This window comes from Bacillus sp. LQ01 (assembly GCF_057624735.1).
In genome coordinates this window covers 24,331-44,374 of sequence record NZ_JBYEZL010000010.1, presented here as the reverse complement: position 1 = coordinate 44,374, position 20,044 = coordinate 24,331, and the positions used below count along the sequence as shown (strand labels likewise).

Here is a 20,044-nt window from a genome sequence, read left to right as displayed (position 1 = left end):
GATGATTGATGCAAAGCAATTAAACAGCTTGGCGTTAGCGTATATGGGTGATGCGGTATATGAACAATATATCCGCTATCACCTCCTTCAAAAAGGAAAAGTTCGCCCTAATCAATTACATCGCTTAGGGACGAGCTTTGTTTCAGCAAAAGCACAGGCGAAAGTTGTTTATCATTTATTAGAGACGGCATTTTTGACAGAGGAAGAAGAGGCGGTATTAAGAAGAGGGCGTAATGCAAATTCAGGTACAGTTCCGAAAAATACGGATGTACAAACATATCGACATAGTACAGCCTTTGAAGCACTAATTGGTTATCATCATTTATTAAATAATCGTGAAAGATTAGACGAAATTGTATATAAGGCAATTGCAGTTTTAGAAGAAAAGGAAGGGGGCACATCATCATGACTAGTGAATATATTATCGGACGTAACCCTGTAATTGAAGCGTTAAGATCAGGGAGAGATATTAATAAAATTTGGATCGCAGAAGGTGCTGCCAAAGGACAAGTACAAATTGTACTAGCGTTAGCGAAAGAAAATAAGATTATTTTACAACATGCACCAAAGAAAAAGTTAGATCAATTAGTTGAGGGTAATCATCAAGGTGTAATTGCTCAAGTAGCTGCATATCAGTATGCAGAGTTAGAAGATTTATTCAAAGTGGCAGAAAAACGTAATGAAGATCCGTTCTTCTTGATTTTAGATGAGATTGAAGATCCGCATAACCTAGGTTCTATTATGCGTACTGCTGATGCAACAGGAGCTCATGGAATTATTATTCCGAAGAGAAGAGCTGTGGGACTTACCGCATCAGTTGCGAAAGCATCAACAGGAGCGATTGAATACATTCCTGTTGCGCGCGTAACAAACTTATCTCGTACAATTGATGAATTAAAAGAGCGTGGACTTTGGATTGCTGGTACAGATGCCAAAGGGAAAACGGATTACCGTAATTTAGATGGTACAATGCCGATTGGATTAGTAATTGGTAGTGAAGGAAAAGGTATGAGTCGTATTATTGGTGAAAAGTGTGATTTCTTAATCACTCTACCGATGGTTGGTAAAGTTACATCCTTAAATGCTTCAGTAGCCGCAAGTTTGTTAATGTATGAGGTATATCGTAAACGTCACGAAATTGGTAAATAAAAAATGAACGATATTTTAATCGTTGACGGCTACAACATTATCGGAGCTTGGGGAGATTTGAAGAAACTGCGGGATGTAGATTTACAATCATCAAGAGATGCGCTTATTGATAAGATGGCGGATTATCAAGGTTATACAGGCACAAAAGTGATGATAGTCTTTGATGCCTATACAGTCCATGGTATTGAAAAAAAGATGAAACAATCTCGTGTAGAAGTAATATTCACACGAAAGAATCAAACTGCAGACGAAAAGATAGAGCAACTTGCGATAGAGCTTAGAAATATAAATACACAAATATATGTTGCGACTTCTGATTATACAGAACAATGGGTTATATTTGCGCAAGGTGCCCTTCGAAAATCTGCGCGTGAATTAGAGTTGGAAGTACAAGCGATGGAACAACAAGTAAGAAGGCGTACAAAAGACGCGAAAGAACAGCAGCCCGCCATGCGAAAGATATTTAGTAAGGATATTACAGAAAAATTAGAAAAATTAAGAAGAGGAGAGCGTTGAAGCATTGACGCTCTTTATCTTTTTACTGTATAATATTGCTAAATAAATAGCGGTCGGAGGGATCAAGGTGGAAGCAGGCTTCGTAAGTATAGGCGACGTTACATTTCGTGATTTAGAGGATGAGGCAATCGTTGAGTTAGTTCGAAAAGGTAATACTGACGCTCTAGAATATTTAATTCACAAGTATAAGAACTTTGTTCGTGCGAAATCAAGATCTTACTTTTTAGTGGGTGCCGATCGAGAAGACATTGTTCAAGAAGGTATGATAGGGTTGTTTAAAGCAATTCGTGATTATAAAGAGGACAAGCTGTCTTCATTCAAAGCATTTGCTGAACTATGTATCACTCGACAAATTATTACCGCTATTAAAACGGCAACAAGACAAAAACATATTCCTTTAAATTCGTATGTGTCTTTAGATAAGCCGATTTACGATGAGGAATCTGATCGAACGTTATTGGATGTTATTTCTGAAGCGAAGGTGACTGATCCTGAAGAGATGATCATTAGCCAGGAAGAATATACAGACATAGAATCAAAAATATCTGAATTATTAAGCGATTTAGAAAGAAAAGTGCTTTCTTTATATTTAGATGGTCGTTCTTATCAAGAGATTTCAGAACAGTTAAACAGGCATGTGAAATCTATTGATAACGCTTTACAAAGAGTAAAGAGGAAATTGGAACGATATATGGAAATGAGAGAAAGTACAACTTTAAATTCATAAGAAGTAACAAGTGCTGCAGGTGTAAAATAAATCACCTGTTTTCTTTTGTAGAGAGTACAAAATGCATGTCATTGACATTGTCTTTTATTGTATGATACATTTTTAGGGACATAATGTTACAAGGTTGGTGTAACTAATGAGGAAAAAAGTTGTACTCTCATGTGAAGAGTGTAAAAATCGAAACTACTCTACTATGAAAGATACGAGCTCAATAGAGCGACTTGAAATAAAAAAGTTTTGTAAAACATGCAATCAGCATACAGTTCACAAGGAAACAAAATAAATAATTGAAATAATACACTGGAGGTCCCGCAGATGCGTTTAACGAACTTTTTCGGCGATGTAGGTCGCGAAATGAAAAAAGTAAGTTGGCCTAAAAAAGATGAATTACTCCGCTCAACAGCGACTGTTGTTGCTACAGTTGTGTTCTTTGCGATTTTCTTCGCAGTAGTTGATATGGGCATTTCTTCTTTAATTCGGTTAATTCTTGAATAAGAAGCACTTATCCATGATATAATGTTATTTATAAGAACTGTGTAAAAGCCCGGTGAACGGGTTTTTTCATTTGCGCAAAAAAATGTACGTCAGGGAGGGAAGGACGCTCGTCCTAAATGAATGGAAAAAAGTTGGTATGTTGTCCATACTTATTCTGGATATGAAAATAAAGTAAAAGCAAACCTAGAGAAACGTGTAGAATCAATGGGTATGCAAGATAAAATTTTCCGTGTTGTTGTCCCGGAAGAAGTAGAAGTAGAAATGAAAAACGGAAAAGAAAAATTAATGAAAAGAAAAGTGTTCCCAGGTTATGTATTAGTAGAATTAATCATGACTGATGACTCTTGGTATGTTGTACGTAACACGCCGGGTGTAACTGGGTTCGTTGGTTCTTCTGGTTCTGGATCTAAACCATCACCTCTATTAGAAGAGGAAGTTGTTACCATTATGAAACATATGGGAATGGACAACGAAGTGGTTGATTTCGACTTTGAACTTCATGAGACAGTACGTGTAAATGAGGGGCCATTCGCAGATTATACAGGTGCTATTGAAGAAATTGATGTGGAGAAGAAAAAGGTTAGCGTGCTTGTGGATATGTTTGGTCGCGAGACTCCAGTTGAACTTGACTTCCATCAAATTGAAAAATTATAAAATGAAACTTGAAATGAATTGTAAAAAGTGATAATATCTTTTAAGTCAGTACGTCTTCGTTATCGGAGACGTTTTTTGAAAGATTTTATCCTTACAGATAAAATATGACGTGGGAGGGCAAATCACTGTCCAATTGACCACATCACGGACTTAAGGAGGTGTGTCTCGTGGCTAAAAAGGTAATTAAAATGGTAAAGCTTCAAATTCCTGCAGGTAAAGCTAACCCAGCTCCACCAGTTGGTCCAGCATTAGGACAAGCAGGTGTTAACATCATGGGCTTCTGTAAAGAGTTTAACGCTCGTACAGCAGATCAAGCTGGTCTTATCATCCCTGTTGAAATTACGGTATTTGAGGACCGTTCATTCACTTTCATTACTAAAACTCCTCCTGCTGCTGTTCTTCTTAAGAAAGTAGCTGGTATTGAGTCTGGTTCTGGTGAACCAAACCGTAATAAAGTGGCAACTGTTAAGCGTGATAAAGTACGCGAAATCGCTGAAACTAAAATGCCTGACCTAAACGCTGCTAGCGTAGAAGCTGCAATGCGTATGGTTGAAGGTACTGCACGCAGTATGGGCATCGTTATCGAAGACTAATTCGATTTGTTTTTAAAAAAGGTTGCGGGTCTGGAATTCCAATTCGCAACCTTTATTATCGTAAATGATTATCGTTTTTAAATAAATGGATGGCGCTCATCCTCAGGTTATACCTGAAAACAGGCGTAAACGTGGGAGGTTATTCCGCTAAAACCACATTCGAGGAGGAAATAAAAATGGCTAAAAGAGGTAAAAAGTACGTAGAAGCTGCAAAGCTTGTTGATCGTGCAGCTGCTTACTCTGCAACAGAAGCAGTAGAATTAGTAAAGAAAACAAACACAGCTAAATTTGATGCAACTGTAGAAGCTGCATTCCGTTTAGGTGTTGACCCTAAGAAAGCTGACCAACAAATCCGTGGTGCAGTTGTTCTTCCACACGGTACTGGTAAAGTACAACGTGTATTAGTATTTGCTAAAGGTGAAAAAGCTAAAGAAGCTGAAGCTGCTGGAGCTGACTTCGTAGGCGATACTGATTACATCGGTAAAATCCAACAAGGTTGGTTCGATTTCGATGTAGTAGTAGCAACTCCTGACATGATGGGTGAAGTTGGTAAACTTGGTCGCGTATTAGGACCTAAAGGTTTAATGCCAAACCCTAAAACTGGAACAGTTACTTTCGATGTAACTAAAGCTGTTAACGAAATCAAAGCTGGTAAAGTTGAATACCGCGTTGATAAAGCTGGTAACATCCACGTTCCAATCGGTAAAGTATCTTTCGAAGATGCTAAATTAGTAGAAAACTTCAAAACAATTGCTGACACTTTACAAAAAGTTAAGCCAGCTGCTGCAAAAGGTACTTACATGAAGAACGTAACAGTTGCTTCTACAATGGGACCTGGCGTACGTGTAGACGTTTCTACATTAGCGTAAATTTTGGAAGTTGACTTCATAAAGAAGTTTTAATATAATCATTTATGTTGTGAATTTAATTAGTGTACCGTAGACAGTAGGTGTCAATAGACTTAATTTCCTACCTAGGTGTTAATATACGAAGCGGAATCTTTTTTCTGTGACTATATGCCTCCATGTCTACAAGTTGGGCATGGAGGTTTTTAGTGCACTTTCGGTACATCTTCTATATAATCTACAGGAGGTGTAATAACATGAGCAAAGTAATCGAAACTAAACAACAAGTTGTAACTGAAATCGCGGACAAACTTCGCGCTAGTAAATCTACAATCGTTGTTGACTACCGTGGTTTAACAGTTTCTGAAGCAACAGAATTACGTAAGCAATTACGTGAAGCTGGCGTTGAGTTCAAAGTTTACAAAAACTCTCTAACTCGTCGTGCTGCAGAATCTGCTGAAATGGCTGAGTTAAATGAATTCTTAACAGGACCAAACGCAATCGCGTTCAGTAACGAGGATGTAGTTGCTCCTGCGAAAGTATTAAACGACTTCGCTAAAGATCATGAAGCTTTAGAAATTAAAGCGGGCGTAATCGAAGGTAAACTTGTAACACTTGATGAGGTTAAAGCAATCGCTACTCTTCCATCACGTGAAGGCTTACTTTCTATGCTTCTTAGCGTTCTTCAAGCTCCAATCCGTAACCTTGCACTTGCTACTAAAGCAGTTGCAGACCAAAAGGAAGAGCAAGGCGCTTAATTTTTTAAAAGATAATTACGTATTATCGATAAAACAATACAAACCTATTTAAGGGAGGATATTTACAATGACTAAAGAACAAATCATTGAAGCAGTTAAATCTATGACTGTATTAGAACTTAACGACTTAGTAAAAGCTATCGAGGAAGAATTCGGCGTAACTGCTGCTGCTCCTGTAGCTGTTGCTGGTGGCGCTGGAGAAGCTGCTGCTGAGAAAACTGAATTTGATGTGGAACTAACTAGCGCTGGTGCACAAAAAATCAAAGTTATCAAAGTTGTTCGTGAAATCACTGGTCTTGGCTTAAAAGAAGCTAAAGAATTAGTTGACAACACTCCAAAAGTAATCAAAGAAGCTGCTGCTAAAGAAGAAGCTGAAGAAATCAAAGCTAAACTTGAAGAAGTTGGCGCTGCTGTAGAAGTTAAGTAATTAACTTTTGATGCTTTAAAAAAAGCTCGCTCTCATGCGAGCTTTTTTTTTAACTGTAAAGAAAAGAGGTGGCCATATGGCAGACCATTATTTTTCTAACGACCCTTCTAGTAAAAGTGATCGTAAGCGATGGGAGTTTGCCCTTCGTGGATCTCGATTCACTTTCTTATCTGACCATGGGGTGTTCTCGAAAAACGAAGTGGACTTTGGTTCCCGTCTTTTAATTGAAGCGTTTCAAATGCCAGATATTAAAGGTGATATATTAGACGTAGGTTGCGGATACGGTCCTATTGGTTTGTCGTTAGCGAAAGAGTTTCAAGGTCGTGAAGTTCACATGGTGGATGTGAACGAGAGGGCACTTGGGCTTGCGAAAGAAAACGCCGCTAATAACAAAATCGAGAATATACGTATTTTTCAAAGTAGCGTCTATGAAAATGTAGATGGTAAGTATGCTGCTATTCTATCTAACCCTCCAATTCGTGCGGGTAAAGATATCGTACATGAGATTTTAGAAAAAGCTGTGGAGTATTTAGTTCCAGATGGAGAGCTTTGGATTGTTATTAAAAAGAAACAAGGTGCACCGTCTGCGCTAAAAAAACTAGAAGAAGTATTTTCTGAAGTTGAGGTTGTAGAAAAGAAAAAAGGATATTATATCATAAAATCAAAAAAACGTTGACGGTTATTTTTGGCTATGTTAACATTATACAATGCCAATATATGATTTTCTGCGTTGAGAAAGATGTATATTTTTGTTTCTCTTGGAAAAGATAGTAAAATCAGCAGATTATGAAACAGAATGATGGTTTTCTTATAGAAGCCATTTTTCTTTTTTGAGCAGGTAGAAAGACTCAACGTATTTATCTTTAAGAGAAAGAGACTACGCTAATAGCAGTAGTTGTATTTATTTGTGATTTTGCACAAATTTTTTTGTGCATTTATAATACTCATGATTTGAGGGGTGAAGCAGTTGACAGGTCAACTAGTTCAATACGGACGCCACCGCCAACGAAGAAGTTATGCCCGTATTAGTGAAGTATTAGAGTTACCAAATCTTATCGAAATTCAAACCTCTTCTTATCAGTGGTTTCTTGATGAGGGTTTGCGAGAAATGTTCCAAGACATTTCTCCGATTGAAGACTTTACGGGAAATCTATCGCTTGAATTTATCGACTACAGCTTAGGTGAACCTAAATACTCTGTAGACGAATGCAAAGAGCGTGATGTGACGTATGCAGCACCACTTCGTGTAAAAGTGCGTCTAATCAACAAGGAAACTGGTGAAGTAAAAGAACAAGATGTGTTCATGGGAGATTTCCCACTCATGACAGAGACTGGAACATTCGTAATTAACGGTGCAGAACGTGTTATCGTTTCCCAGTTAGTTCGCTCTCCAAGCGTATACTATAGTGGCAAAGTGGATAAAAACGGAAAACGTGGTTTTACTGCTACTGTAATTCCAAACCGCGGGGCTTGGTTAGAGTATGAGACAGATGCTAAGGATGTTGTATATGTGCGTATTGACCGTACGCGTAAACTTCCTGTAACTGTTTTGTTACGCGCATTAGGGTTTGGCTCTGATCAAGAAATCACCGAGCTTTTAGGTGATAACGAATACTTAAGCAACACATTAGAAAAAGACAACACAGATAGCACAGAAAAAGCATTGCTTGAAATTTATGAGCGTCTACGTCCTGGTGAACCACCAACAGTAGAAAATGCTAAGAGCTTACTTGTGTCTCGTTTCTTCGATCCAAAGCGCTACGATTTAGCAAATGTAGGTCGCTATAAGATCAACAAGAAGTTACACATTAAAAACAGATTGTTTAATCAACGTTTAGCTGAAACATTAGTGGATCCAGAAACTGGTGAAATTTTAGCGGCAGAAGGAACAATCTTAGATCGTCGTACACTTGATCGCATTTTACCTTACTTAGAGAAAAACATTGGATTCAAAACAGCGAAACCAATGGGTGGAGTGGTAGAAGGCGATGTTGAGCTGCAATCTATTAAGATTTATGCTCCTGAGTCGGAAGGCGAACGCGTAATTAATGTAATTGGTAATGCAAACATTACTCGTGATGTGAAACACATCACACCAGGTGATATCCTTGCTTCTATCAGTTACTTCTTCAACCTACTATACAAAGTAGGGGATACAGATGATATTGACCATTTAGGAAACCGTCGTCTGCGTTCTGTTGGAGAACTATTACAAAATCAATTCCGTATCGGTCTTTCTCGTATGGAACGTGTTGTTCGTGAGAGAATGTCGATCCAAGATACAAATGCGATTACACCACAGGCACTAATTAATATTCGTCCTGTTATTGCATCTATTAAAGAGTTCTTCGGAAGTTCTCAGTTATCTCAGTTTATGGACCAAACAAACCCATTAGCAGAGTTAACTCACAAACGAAGACTATCTGCATTAGGACCTGGTGGTTTAACGCGTGAGCGCGCAGGCTTTGAAGTGCGTGACGTTCATTACTCTCACTACGGTCGTATGTGTCCGATTGAAACACCAGAGGGACCAAACATCGGTTTGATTAACTCATTATCTTCGTTCGCGAAAGTAAATGAGTTTGGTTTCATTGAAACACCATACCGTCGTGTTGACCCAGAAACTGGTCTTGTAACAGGGCATGTTGATTACTTAACAGCAGATGAAGAAGATAATTATGTTGTAGCCCAAGCGAATATGAAATTATCTGACGAAGGTGAATTCCTAAGTGAAGATATCGTAGCTCGTTTCCGTGGTGAAAACATTGTCACAAATAGAGAACGCATCGACTACATGGATGTATCTCCAAAACAAGTAGTGTCGGCAGCGACAGCTTGTATTCCGTTCTTAGAAAACGATGACTCTAACCGCGCACTTATGGGAGCGAACATGCAACGTCAGGCGGTTCCGTTAATGAATCCGGAATCTCCGATTGTAGGTACAGGTATGGAGTACGTATCAGCAAAAGACTCAGGTGCTGCAGTAATCTGTAAACATCCTGGTGTTGTTGAGCGCGTAGAAGCACGTGAAGTTTGGGTACGTCGCTATGTAGAAGTTGACGGTCAAACAGTAAAAGGCGACTTAGATCGCTACAAAATGCAAAAATTCATTCGTTCTAACCAAGGAACTTGTTACAACCAACGTCCAATCGTAAGTGTTGGAAATGAAGTTGTAAAAGGTGAAATCCTTGCGGATGGTCCTTCTATGGAATTAGGTGAACTAGCACTTGGACGTAACGTGCTTGTTGGCTTCATGACTTGGGACGGTTATAACTACGAGGATGCGATCATCATGAGTGAGCGCCTTGTAAAAGATGATGTGTACACTTCTATTCATATTGAAGAATATGAATCAGAAGCTCGTGATACGAAGCTTGGACCAGAAGAAATTACACGTGACATTCCAAACGTTGGGGAAGACGCATTACGTAACCTTGACGAGCGCGGTATCATTCGCGTTGGTGCTGAAGTAAAAGATGGAGATTTACTTGTTGGTAAAGTAACACCTAAAGGTGTAACAGAATTAACAGCTGAAGAACGTCTATTACATGCTATCTTTGGAGAAAAAGCGCGTGAAGTACGTGATACATCACTACGTGTACCACACGGTGGTGGCGGTATTATCTTAGACGTAAAAGTATTCAACCGTGAAGATGGCGATGAATTGCCACCAGGCGTGAATCAACTTGTACGTGCATATATCGTTCAAAAACGTAAAATTTCTGAAGGTGACAAGATGGCCGGACGTCACGGTAACAAAGGTGTTATTTCTCGTATTTTACCAGAAGAAGATATGCCTTACTTACCAGACGGTACGCCAATCGATATCATGTTAAACCCATTAGGGGTACCATCTCGTATGAATATCGGTCAGGTATTAGAGCTTCATCTTGGTATGGCAGCAAGATACCTTGGCATTCACATTGCAACACCAGTATTCGATGGTGCTCGTGAGGAAGATGTTTGGGGCACAATTGAAGAAGCTGGTATGGCAAATGACGCGAAAACAATCCTGTATGACGGACGTACTGGTGAACCATTCGATAACCGCGTATCTGTTGGTGTCATGTATATGATCAAACTTGCGCACATGGTTGACGATAAACTTCATGCTCGTTCTACTGGACCATACTCACTTGTAACGCAGCAACCTCTTGGAGGTAAAGCTCAGTTCGGTGGACAGCGTTTCGGTGAGATGGAGGTTTGGGCACTTGAAGCTTACGGTGCTGCTTATACTCTTCAAGAAATCTTAACAGTGAAGTCTGATGATGTTGTTGGACGTGTTAAGACTTATGAAGCAATTGTTAAAGGCGAAAATGTTCCAGAACCAGGCGTTCCTGAATCATTCAAAGTATTGATTAAAGAGCTGCAAAGTTTAGGTATGGACGTTAAAATGATGTCTAGCGACGATACAGAAATTGAAATGCGTGATACAGAAGATGACGATGATCATCAATCAGCAGATAAATTGAATGTCGAAGTTGAGACAACTAAGGAATAATTGGGATAACCTGTAGACTAAAAGGGAGGTAGGCCCCTTGATAGATGTAAATAACTTTGAATATATGAAGATTGGACTTGCTTCACCTGACAAGATTCGTTCTTGGTCATACGGTGAAGTTAAGAAACCAGAAACTATTAACTATCGTACGTTAAAGCCTGAAAAAGATGGCTTGTTCTGTGAGCGTATTTTCGGACCACAAAAGGACTGGGAATGTCATTGCGGAAAATACAAACGTGTACGTTATAAAGGTGTAGTTTGTGATCGATGTGGCGTTGAAGTAACGCGTGCAAAAGTACGTCGTGAACGTATGGGTCATATCGAATTAGCTGCTCCTGTATCTCATATTTGGTATTTCAAAGGTATCCCGAGCCGCATGGGACTTGTCTTAGACATGTCCCCTCGCGCGCTTGAAGAAGTAATTTATTTCGCTTCTTATGTTGTAACAGAAAGTGGAGATACACCACTTGATAAGAAGCAATTACTTTCTGAAAAAGAATACCGTGCATATCGTGATCGATATGGTAGCACATTCCAAGCTGCTATGGGTGCAGAAGCAATTAAAAAGCTACTACAAGACATCGATTTAGATAAAGAAGTAGACTTCTTAAAAGAAGAATTAAAAACAGCACAAGGACAACGCCGTACTCGTGCTATTAAACGTCTAGAAGTATTAGAAGCATTCCGTAACTCTGGAAATGAACCGTCTTGGATGATCTTAGATGTTCTACCAGTAATTCCACCAGAACTACGCCCAATGGTACAGTTAGACGGTGGACGTTTTGCTACTTCTGACTTAAACGACTTATACCGTCGTGTAATTAACCGTAACAATCGTTTAAAACGTCTATTGGACTTAGGTGCACCAAGCATCATCGTTCAAAACGAAAAACGTATGTTACAAGAAGCTGTAGACGCATTAATCGATAATGGTCGTCGTGGCCGTCCAGTTACTGGACCAGGTAACCGTCCATTAAAATCACTATCTCACATGCTTAAAGGTAAACAAGGACGTTTCCGTCAAAACTTATTAGGTAAACGTGTTGACTACTCTGGTCGTTCTGTAATCGTTGTAGGACCGAACTTAAAGATGTATCAATGTGGATTACCAAAAGAAATGGCGCTTGAACTGTTCAAACCTTTCGTAATGAAAGAGTTAGTTGAAAAAGGATTAGCACATAACATTAAGAGTGCGAAACGTAAAATCGAGCGTGTACAACCTGAAGTTTGGGACGTTTTAGAGTCTGTGATTAAAGAACATCCAGTACTTCTAAACCGCGCACCAACACTTCACCGTCTTGGTATCCAGGCGTTTGAACCTACATTAGTAGAAGGTCGCGCAATCCGTCTTCACCCACTTGTATGTACTGCATACAACGCGGACTTTGACGGTGACCAAATGGCCGTTCACGTACCTTTATCATCAGAAGCTCAAGCTGAAGCTCGTCTTCTTATGTTAGCGGCACAAAACATCTTGAACCCGAAAGACGGTAAACCAGTTGTTACTCCATCTCAGGATATGGTATTAGGTAACTATTACTTAACACTTGAGCGTGAAGGTGCAATCGGTGAAGGTATGGTCTTCAAAGATGCAAACGAAGCATTGCTTGCATATCAAAATGGATATGTTCATCTTCATACACGTGTTGCAGTAGCTGCAAGTGCAGTAAACAACGCAACATTTACTGAAGAGCAAAAGAGTATGCTTCTATTAACAACAGTTGGTAAATTAATATTTAACGAAATCTTACCAGAGTCGTTCCCTTATATTAATGAACCAACAAATTCAAACCTTGAAAAAGAAACACCAGCGAAATATTTCGTTGAAAAAGGTGCGAACATTAAAGAAATTATTGCTAGTCGCGAAGAAGTGGCGCCATTTAGCAAGAAAATCCTTGGTAACATCATTGCGGAAGTATTCAAACGTTTCCAAATTACAGAAACGTCTCGCATGCTTGACCGTATGAAAAACTTAGGATTCAAGTACTCTACAAAAGCTGGTATTACAGTTGGGGTATCTGACATTCTTGTATTAGGCGAAAAAGATGAAATTCTCCACGAAGCACAAGCAAAAGTAGATAATGTAATTAAACAATTCCGTCGCGGTTTAATCACGGAAGAAGAACGTTACGATCGCGTTATCTCTATTTGGAGTAATGCAAAAGATGTTATTCAAGGAAAACTGATGAAATCCTTGAATAAACGCAACCCAATCTTCATGATGAGTGACTCAGGTGCCCGTGGTAACGCATCTAACTTTACTCAGCTTGCTGGTATGCGTGGTCTTATGGCCAATCCATCTGGTCGTATCATCGAACTTCCAATCAAATCGAGTTTCCGTGAAGGTTTAACAGTACTTGAGTACTTCATCTCTACGCACGGTGCGCGTAAAGGTCTTGCTGATACAGCACTTAAAACTGCCGATTCTGGTTACTTAACACGTCGTCTTGTTGACGTTGCACAAGATGTAATCGTTCGTGAAGATGATTGTGGAACAGATCGCGGTTTATTAATCGGTGCGATTAAAGAGGGTAATGAAGTTATCGAGTCATTATATGATCGTCTTGTTGGACGTTTTGCAAGAAAAACTGTAAAACATCCTGAAACAGGTGAAGTATTAGTTGCTGAAAATCAATTAATTACTGAAGATATCGCTCATATCGTTGAAAATTCGGGTGTTGAAACTGTAAACATTCGTTCAGCGTTTACGTGTAACACTCGCCACGGTGTATGTAAGAAGTGTTACGGTCGTAACTTAGCAACTGGAACAGACGTAGAAGTAGGAGAAGCGGTAGGTATTATCGCAGCTCAATCTATCGGTGAGCCAGGTACACAGTTAACGATGCGTACATTCCATACAGGTGGGGTTGCCGGAGATGATATCACTCAAGGTTTACCTCGTATCCAAGAGATCTTCGAAGCTCGTAATCCGAAAGGTCAGGCAGTTATCAGTGAAATCGACGGTGTTATCGCAGCGATCAACGACGTTAAAGATCGCCAAGAAGTAGTTGTACAGGGTGAAGTTGAAGCTCGTACGTATGCTATTCCTTACGGTGCTCGTCTGAAAGTAACTCCAGGACAGCCAATTAGCCACGGTAAAGAGTTAACAGAAGGTTCTATTGATCCGAAAGAATTACTAAAAGTAACGGACATTACGGCGGTTCAAGAATACTTATTACGTGAAGTTCAAAAAGTATACCGTATGCAAGGGGTAGAAATTGGTGACAAACACGTAGAAGTAATGGTACGTCAAATGTTACGTAAAGTTCGTGTAAGTGATGCAGGTGAAACAGATGTATTACCAGGAACATTACTAGATATCCATCAGTTCACTGATGCGAATGCTAAGGTCTTACTGCAAGGTAAGCAACCAGCAACAGCTAGACCTGTTCTACTTGGTATTACAAAAGCTTCACTTGAAACAGATTCATTCTTATCTGCAGCATCGTTCCAAGAAACAACTCGTGTCTTAACTGATGCAGCAATTAAGGGTAAACGCGATGAACTTCTAGGATTAAAAGAAAATGTTATTATCGGTAAACTTGTTCCTGCTGGAACAGGTATGAATCGTTATCGCAAAGTGGATCTTGTAAAAACAACACAAGATGACATGAATGTAGAAAACGATGAGGTTTATGTGGAACAGTAAAATTTTCCGGCATAAATTTTGTATAAAAACAATTAATCTTAGTTGACATTGTATGAGTCAAAATGTTACTATAATCAAGGTTGCTCCTGAACGATGCTTTGGAGGATATTTATATGTCTTATCAAAAAGTATCAACTGCTGAAAATGTAGTCGTTGGTCATAAACGCACATTGGAGGCAATCAAAAATGGTACAGTTAAAGAAGTTGTCATCGCAGAGGATGCTGACATGCGGTTAACCCATGCTATCATTCGTGTTGCAATGCAATATAACGTGCCCATAACAAAAGTTGAATCAGTTCGTAAGCTTGGTAAAGCTTCGGGGATTCAAGTGGGAGCTTCAGCAATAGGAATAATAAGTTAAAACTGTTTTTGTGAGGAGAGAGCATTTGCTCTTCCTTGCAAAAACTTTGTTTTCAACTAATAATGAACCACCTGGATATGTGGTCATACAAACATGCGAAGGGAGGATAATCAAATGCCTACTATTAACCAATTAGTGAGAAATGGTCGTACTGATAAAGTATGGAAATCTAAATCACCTGCGTTAAACAAAGGTTTTAACTCTTTAAAGAAAAAATCAACTGATATCTCTGCACCTCAAAAACGTGGTGTATGTACTCGTGTTGGTACAATGACTCCAAAGAAACCTAACTCAGCGTTACGTAAATACGCTCGTGTACGTTTAACAAACGGTATCGAGGTTACAGCTTACATCCCAGGTATCGGTCATAACCTACAAGAGCATAGCGTAGTATTAATTCGCGGTGGTCGTGTAAAGGATTTACCGGGGGTACGTTACCACATCGTTCGTGGTGCGCTTGACACAGCTGGTGTTGACAAACGTATGCAAGGACGTTCTAAATATGGTACTAAGAGACCAAAACCTGCTAAAAAATAATAACTTTAAAATGAAAGGAGGAACTCAATATGCCTCGTAAAGGACCTGTTGCGAAACGTGACGTGTTACCAGATCCAATGTACAATTCGAAGCTAGTAACACGCCTTATCAACAAAATGATGGTTGACGGTAAAAAAGGTAAATCTCAAACAATTCTTTATAATGCGTTCGATATCGTAAACGAACGTACTGGTAAAGAGCCAATGGAAGTATTCGAGCAAGCTCTTAAGAACATCATGCCTGTTCTTGAAGTACGCGCTCGTCGTGTTGGTGGTGCTAACTACCAAGTTCCAGTTGAGGTTCGTCCAGAACGCCGTACAACTTTAGGTCTTCGTTGGTTAGTAAACTACGCTCGTCTTCGTGGTGAAAAAACTATGGAAGAGCGTCTTGCTAACGAAATCTTAGATGCAGCTAACAACGCTGGTGCATCTGTTAAGAAACGTGAAGACACTCATAAAATGGCAGAAGCTAACAAAGCATTTGCTCATTACCGTTGGTAGGATTCAACGTAAAATAAATGTAAGCATAAACCGCTTTATTTGTCGCTTATGGAAGTGTGGAGAGGGAGAATGCCTCTCCCTTTCATCGGGCGCTCGTTTTACATAATGAGAGTACTGGACATACTGACATGTGTAACAATATAAAGTGGCTTTTTTGCTACTTAAAATAAAAAAATCCAATCCATATATGGAAGGAGCAAGACACCAAATGGCAAGAGAGTTCTCTTTAGAAAACACTCGTAATATTGGTATCATGGCTCACATCGATGCTGGTAAAACAACAGCAACTGAGCGTATTCTGTACTACACAGGACGTATTCATAAAATCGGTGAAACTCACGAAGGTGCATCTCAGATGGACTGGATGGAGCAAGAGCAAGAGCGTGGTATCACAATTACTTCTGCTGCAACTACAGCACAATGGAAAGGTCATCGTGTAAACATCATTGATACTCCAGGACACGTAGATTTCACAGTAGAAGTAGAACGTTCTTTACGCGTACTTGATGGCGCTGTAGCAGTACTTGATGCGCAATCTGGTGTAGAACCACAAACAGAAACTGTTTGGCGTCAGGCTACTACTTACGGCGTACCTCGTATCGTATTCGTTAACAAAATGGATAAGATCGGTGCAGATTTCTTATACTCTGTAGGAACAATCCACGATCGTTTACAAGCAAACGCACATCCAATTCAGTTACCAATCGGTGCTGAAGATGAGTTCAATGGTATCATTGACCTTGTTGAAGAGTGTGCTTACATGTACGGTAACGATTTAGGAACAGACATTCAACGTGTTGAAATTCCTGAAGAGCACAAAGAATTAGCTGAAGAATACCGTGGAAAACTTATTGAAGCGGTAGCTGAGCTTGATGAAGAAATGATGATGAAGTACCTAGAAGGTGAAGAAATCACTGTAGAAGAGCTTAAAGCTGGTATCCGTAAGGCTACAACTTCTGTAGAATTCTTCCCAGTAATCTGTGGTTCTGCATTCAAAAACAAAGGTGTTCAAATTCTGTTAGACGCAGTTATCGACTACCTTCCATCTCCACTAGATGTACCTGCTATTAAAGGTACTCTACCGGATACAGATGAAGAAGTAGAACGTAAGTCTAGCGATGAAGAACCATTCGCAGCTTTAGCATTCAAAATCATGACTGACCCTTATGTTGGTAAGTTAACGTTCTTCCGTGTGTACTCTGGTGTGTTAAACTCTGGATCATACGTGAAAAACTCAACTAAAGGTAAGCGTGAGCGTGTAGGTCGTATCCTACAAATGCACGCTAACAGCCGTGAAGAGATTTCAACAGTTTACGCTGGTGATATCGCTGCTGCTGTAGGTTTAAAAGATACTACTACTGGTGATACTCTTTGTGACGAGAAGAGCCTTGTTATCCTTGAGTCTATGGAATTCCCAGAGCCAGTTATCTCTGTAGCTATCGAACCAAAATCTAAAGCTGACCAAGATAAAATGGGTACAGCATTATCTAAGCTTTCTGAAGAAGATCCAACATTCCGTGCTCACACTGACCAAGAAACTGGCCAAACTATCATCGCTGGTATGGGTGAACTTCACCTTGATATCATCGTTGACCGTATGCGTCGTGAATTCAAAGTGGAAGCAAACGTTGGTGCTCCTCAGGTAGCATACCGTGAGACTTTCCGCGCTGCTGCGAAAGTTGAAGGTAAGTTCGCTCGTCAATCTGGTGGTCGTGGACAATTCGGTCACGTTTGGATTGAGTTTGAACCTAACGAAGAAGGTAAAGGATTCGAATTCGAAAACAAGATCGTCGGTGGTGTAGTTCCTCGTGAATACATCCCAGCTGTTGGAGCAGGTCTTGAAGATGCACTTAAAAATGGTGTACTAGCTGGTTATCCACTAGTTGACATTAAAGCTGCATTAGTTGACGGATCTTACCATGATGTCGATTCATCTGAGATGGCGTTCAAAATCGCTGCATCTATGGCACTTAAAGCTGCGGTTTCTAAATGTAGCCCAGTAATTCTTGAGCCAATGATGAAAGTTGAAGTTGTAATTCCTGAAGAGTACATGGGTGACATTATGGGTGACGTAACATCTCGTCGTGGACGTGTAGAAGGTATGGAAGCTCGCGGTAACGCACAAGTTGTTCGCGCTATGGTTCCACTTTCTGAAATGTTCGGTTATGCAACGTCATTACGTTCTAACACTCAAGGACGCGGAACATTCTCTATGGTGTTTGACCACTATGAAGAAGTACCAAAGTCTGTTTCTGAAGAAATTATCAAAAAAAATAAAGGTGAATAATTGATTTTTATCGATTGTTCAAGTATAACTACTTATGTAAGCTTAGAAAGTGGGACGTAAGTTTCACTTTCTAGTCTAAATATAAAATAACCTATATAAACTAAGGAGGAATTTAGAATGGCTAAAGCTAAATTCGAACGTTCTAAACCCCATGTTAACATCGGTACAATCGGCCACGTTGACCATGGTAAAACTACATTAACTGCTGCGATCACTACAGTTCTTGCAAAAGCTGGTGGTGCTGAAGCACGCGGATACGATCAAATCGATGCTGCTCCAGAAGAAAGAGAGCGCGGTATCACAATCTCAACTGCACACGTTGAGTACGAAACTGAAACTCGTCACTATGCACACGTTGACTGCCCAGGTCACGCTGACTATGTTAAAAACATGATCACTGGTGCTGCTCAAATGGACGGCGGTATCTTAGTAGTATCTGCTGCTGATGGCCCAATGCCTCAAACACGTGAGCACATCCTTCTTTCTCGTCAAGTAGGTGTTCCTTACATCGTTGTATTCTTAAACAAATGCGACATGGTAGATGACGAAGAATTATTAGAATTAGTAGAAATGGAAGTTCGCGACCTATTATCTGAATACGGATTCCCAGGCGACGACATTCCTGTAATCAAAGGTTCTGCTCTTAAAGCTCTTCAAGGAGAAGCTGATTGGGAAGCAAAAATCATTGAATTAATGGCTGAAGTTGATGCTTACATCCCAACTCCAGAACGTGAAACTGACAAACCATTCTTAATGCCTGTAGAGGACGTATTCTCTATCACAGGTCGTGGTACAGTTGCTACTGGTCGTGTTGAGCGCGGTATCGTTAAAGTTGGTGACGTAGTAGAAATCATCGGTCTTGCTGAAGAAAATGCTTCTACAACTGTAACTGGTGTAGAGATGTTCCGTAAACTTCTTGACCAAGCTCAAGCTGGAGACAACATCGGTGCTTTACTTCGTGGGGTTGCTCGTGAAGACATCCAACGTGGACAAGTACTTGCAAAAAGCGGTTCTGTAAAAGCTCACGCTAAATTCAAAGCTGAAGTTTTCGTATTATCTAAAGAAGAAGGTGGACGTCACACTCCATTCTTCGCTAACTACCGTCCTCAGTTCTACTTCCGTACAACTGACGTAACTGGTATCATCCAATTACCAGAAGGTACTGAAATGGTAATGCCTGGTGACAACATCGAAATGACTATCGAACTTATCGCTCCAATCGCTATCGAAGAGGGAACTAAATTCTCTATTCGTGAAGGTGGACGTACAGTAGGTTACGGTGTAGTTGCTACTATCGTTGAGTAATCTTAACTGATATAAAAAACCTAAGGGATTTTCCCTTAGGTTTTTTGTTTGCGTTTATATAAGGGAGAAGAGAGTGTTTTTTTGTTTTGACGAGTTTCTTCTATAGTAATATAAAAACAACAAAAGATAATCCAGAAACTGTAAAATAAATTCTGTTAGATGAAAACTTGAAATTCTTTAAAGTGCCATGTATAATAGCAAAAGTAGAGAAAAGCAGATGTAAACAAAAAGATGCTTGCATCTAGACGAATAACATTGTATAATAGACAATGTTGGTCTTTGACTGCGATGAAGTGGAAGGTTGCTGACACACCCGGCCGCTTTGCCATGGCATGGTGTGGGGAAATTTCCATGGAGAAGGTCTATTTTAGAAATAGGCGAACGAAGGAGGGAAAATAATGGCAAAAGAAAAAATTCGTATCCGTTTAAAAGCTTACGATCACCGTATTCTTGATCAGTCAGCTGAGAAAATTGTAGAAACAGCTAAGCGTTCTGGGGCAACAGTTTCTGGTCCGATCCCATTACCAACTGAAAAAACTGTTTACACAATTCTTCGTGCTGTTCATAAGTACAAAGATTCTCGTGAGCAATTCGAAATGCGCACGCACAAACGTCTAATCGACATCGTGAGTCCTACTCCACAAACAGTAGATTCATTAATGCGTTTAGACTTACCATCTGGTGTAGATATCGAAATCAAACTATAATTTATATAACTTAAAAATGTAGGAGGTGTAAC

20 protein-coding genes and 1 other annotated feature are annotated in these 20,044 nt (G+C 39.8%); all 20 genes read left to right on the top strand.

Annotated elements, in window-relative coordinates; genetic code table 11:
• The first annotated feature begins 1 nt into the window (after nucleotide 1).
• The 20 genes from AC22L0_RS28440 to rpsJ all read left to right on the top strand — a co-directional run bounded on the left by AC22L0_RS28440 (nucleotide 2) and on the right by rpsJ (nucleotide 20,012).
• Nucleotides 2-409, top strand: a complete 408-nt coding sequence (locus AC22L0_RS28440) for a Mini-ribonuclease 3 (RefSeq protein WP_000564261.1) — start codon at nucleotides 2-4, stop codon at nucleotides 407-409.
• On the top strand, nucleotides 406-1,149 hold the full coding sequence (rlmB, locus tag AC22L0_RS28435) for a 23S rRNA (guanosine(2251)-2'-O)-methyltransferase RlmB (protein WP_000200237.1): 744 nt from the start codon (nucleotides 406-408) through the stop codon (nucleotides 1,147-1,149). Before AC22L0_RS28440 ends, rlmB begins: the two co-directional genes overlap by 4 nt.
• A gap of 3 nt (nucleotides 1,150-1,152) precedes the next feature.
• On the top strand, nucleotides 1,153-1,665 hold the full coding sequence (locus AC22L0_RS28430; RefSeq protein ID WP_000997880.1) for an NYN domain-containing protein: 513 nt from the start codon (nucleotides 1,153-1,155) through the stop codon (nucleotides 1,663-1,665).
• Between the two features lie 67 nt (nucleotides 1,666-1,732).
• Nucleotides 1,733-2,392 (top strand): RNA polymerase factor sigma-70, encoded by a 660-nt coding sequence (locus tag AC22L0_RS28425; RefSeq protein ID WP_000387193.1) that lies wholly within the window; start codon nucleotides 1,733-1,735, stop codon nucleotides 2,390-2,392.
• Nucleotides 2,393-2,528: 136 nt separating this feature from the next.
• Complete coding sequence (gene rpmG, locus AC22L0_RS28420) at nucleotides 2,529-2,675, top strand: 50S ribosomal protein L33 (protein WP_014481927.1); 147 nt, start codon at nucleotides 2,529-2,531, stop codon at nucleotides 2,673-2,675.
• A 32-nt stretch (nucleotides 2,676-2,707) separates the two neighbouring features.
• Nucleotides 2,708-2,887: a preprotein translocase subunit SecE gene (secE, locus tag AC22L0_RS28415; protein ID WP_048534910.1), complete on the top strand. Its 180-nt coding sequence runs from the start codon at nucleotides 2,708-2,710 to the stop codon at nucleotides 2,885-2,887.
• 120 nt (nucleotides 2,888-3,007) lie between these two features.
• Nucleotides 3,008-3,541, top strand: a complete 534-nt coding sequence (nusG, locus tag AC22L0_RS28410) for a transcription termination/antitermination protein NusG (protein ID WP_000415794.1) — start codon at nucleotides 3,008-3,010, stop codon at nucleotides 3,539-3,541.
• 167 nt (nucleotides 3,542-3,708) lie between these two features.
• Nucleotides 3,709-4,134, top strand: coding sequence for a 50S ribosomal protein L11 (gene rplK / locus AC22L0_RS28405; RefSeq protein WP_001085872.1), 426 nt, complete (start codon nucleotides 3,709-3,711; stop codon nucleotides 4,132-4,134).
• Nucleotides 4,135-4,310: 176 nt separating this feature from the next.
• The gene (gene rplA / locus AC22L0_RS28400) at nucleotides 4,311-5,003 is read left to right on the top strand and encodes a 50S ribosomal protein L1 (protein WP_001987630.1); all 693 of its coding nucleotides are present in this window, start codon (nucleotides 4,311-4,313) and stop codon (nucleotides 5,001-5,003) included.
• Nucleotides 5,004-5,052: 49 nt separating this feature from the next.
• Nucleotides 5,053-5,197 (top strand) — a sequence feature (ribosomal protein L10 leader region).
• 39 nt (nucleotides 5,198-5,236) lie between these two features.
• Nucleotides 5,237-5,737 carry a 50S ribosomal protein L10 gene (rplJ, locus tag AC22L0_RS28395; protein WP_000048716.1) on the top strand — a complete coding sequence of 167 codons (501 nt, stop codon included), beginning with the start codon at nucleotides 5,237-5,239 and terminating at the stop codon, nucleotides 5,735-5,737.
• 67 nt (nucleotides 5,738-5,804) lie between these two features.
• Entirely contained in the window at nucleotides 5,805-6,164 is a 360-nt protein-coding gene (gene rplL, locus AC22L0_RS28390) for a 50S ribosomal protein L7/L12 (RefSeq protein ID WP_000159736.1), read from the top strand.
• Nucleotides 6,165-6,240: 76 nt separating this feature from the next.
• A complete protein-coding gene (locus AC22L0_RS28385; protein WP_087965424.1) occupies nucleotides 6,241-6,840 on the top strand; it encodes a class I SAM-dependent methyltransferase in 600 nt (199 codons plus the stop codon).
• A 291-nt stretch (nucleotides 6,841-7,131) separates the two neighbouring features.
• Nucleotides 7,132-10,665 carry a DNA-directed RNA polymerase subunit beta gene (rpoB, locus tag AC22L0_RS28380; protein ID WP_000147553.1) on the top strand — a complete coding sequence of 1,178 codons (3,534 nt, stop codon included), beginning with the start codon at nucleotides 7,132-7,134 and terminating at the stop codon, nucleotides 10,663-10,665.
• Between the two features lie 37 nt (nucleotides 10,666-10,702).
• Nucleotides 10,703-14,314 carry a DNA-directed RNA polymerase subunit beta' gene (gene rpoC, locus AC22L0_RS28375; protein WP_000567939.1) on the top strand — a complete coding sequence of 1,204 codons (3,612 nt, stop codon included), beginning with the start codon at nucleotides 10,703-10,705 and terminating at the stop codon, nucleotides 14,312-14,314.
• 113 nt (nucleotides 14,315-14,427) lie between these two features.
• Nucleotides 14,428-14,676, top strand: coding sequence for a 50S ribosomal protein L7ae-like protein (locus AC22L0_RS28370; RefSeq protein ID WP_000121837.1), 249 nt, complete (start codon nucleotides 14,428-14,430; stop codon nucleotides 14,674-14,676).
• 114 nt (nucleotides 14,677-14,790) lie between these two features.
• Nucleotides 14,791-15,213 carry a 30S ribosomal protein S12 gene (rpsL, locus tag AC22L0_RS28365; protein ID WP_001142341.1) on the top strand — a complete coding sequence of 141 codons (423 nt, stop codon included), beginning with the start codon at nucleotides 14,791-14,793 and terminating at the stop codon, nucleotides 15,211-15,213.
• Nucleotides 15,214-15,242: 29 nt separating this feature from the next.
• Nucleotides 15,243-15,713 carry a 30S ribosomal protein S7 gene (gene rpsG, locus AC22L0_RS28360; protein WP_001137491.1) on the top strand — a complete coding sequence of 157 codons (471 nt, stop codon included), beginning with the start codon at nucleotides 15,243-15,245 and terminating at the stop codon, nucleotides 15,711-15,713.
• 208 nt (nucleotides 15,714-15,921) lie between these two features.
• Nucleotides 15,922-18,000 carry an elongation factor G gene (gene fusA, locus AC22L0_RS28355; RefSeq protein ID WP_000090370.1) on the top strand — a complete coding sequence of 693 codons (2,079 nt, stop codon included), beginning with the start codon at nucleotides 15,922-15,924 and terminating at the stop codon, nucleotides 17,998-18,000.
• 117 nt (nucleotides 18,001-18,117) lie between these two features.
• Nucleotides 18,118-19,305: an elongation factor Tu gene (gene tuf, locus AC22L0_RS28350; RefSeq protein ID WP_001029614.1), complete on the top strand. Its 1,188-nt coding sequence runs from the start codon at nucleotides 18,118-18,120 to the stop codon at nucleotides 19,303-19,305.
• Nucleotides 19,306-19,703: 398 nt separating this feature from the next.
• Nucleotides 19,704-20,012: a 30S ribosomal protein S10 gene (gene rpsJ, locus AC22L0_RS28345; protein ID WP_001040596.1), complete on the top strand. Its 309-nt coding sequence runs from the start codon at nucleotides 19,704-19,706 to the stop codon at nucleotides 20,010-20,012.
• Nucleotides 20,013-20,044: the final 32 nt, after the last annotated feature.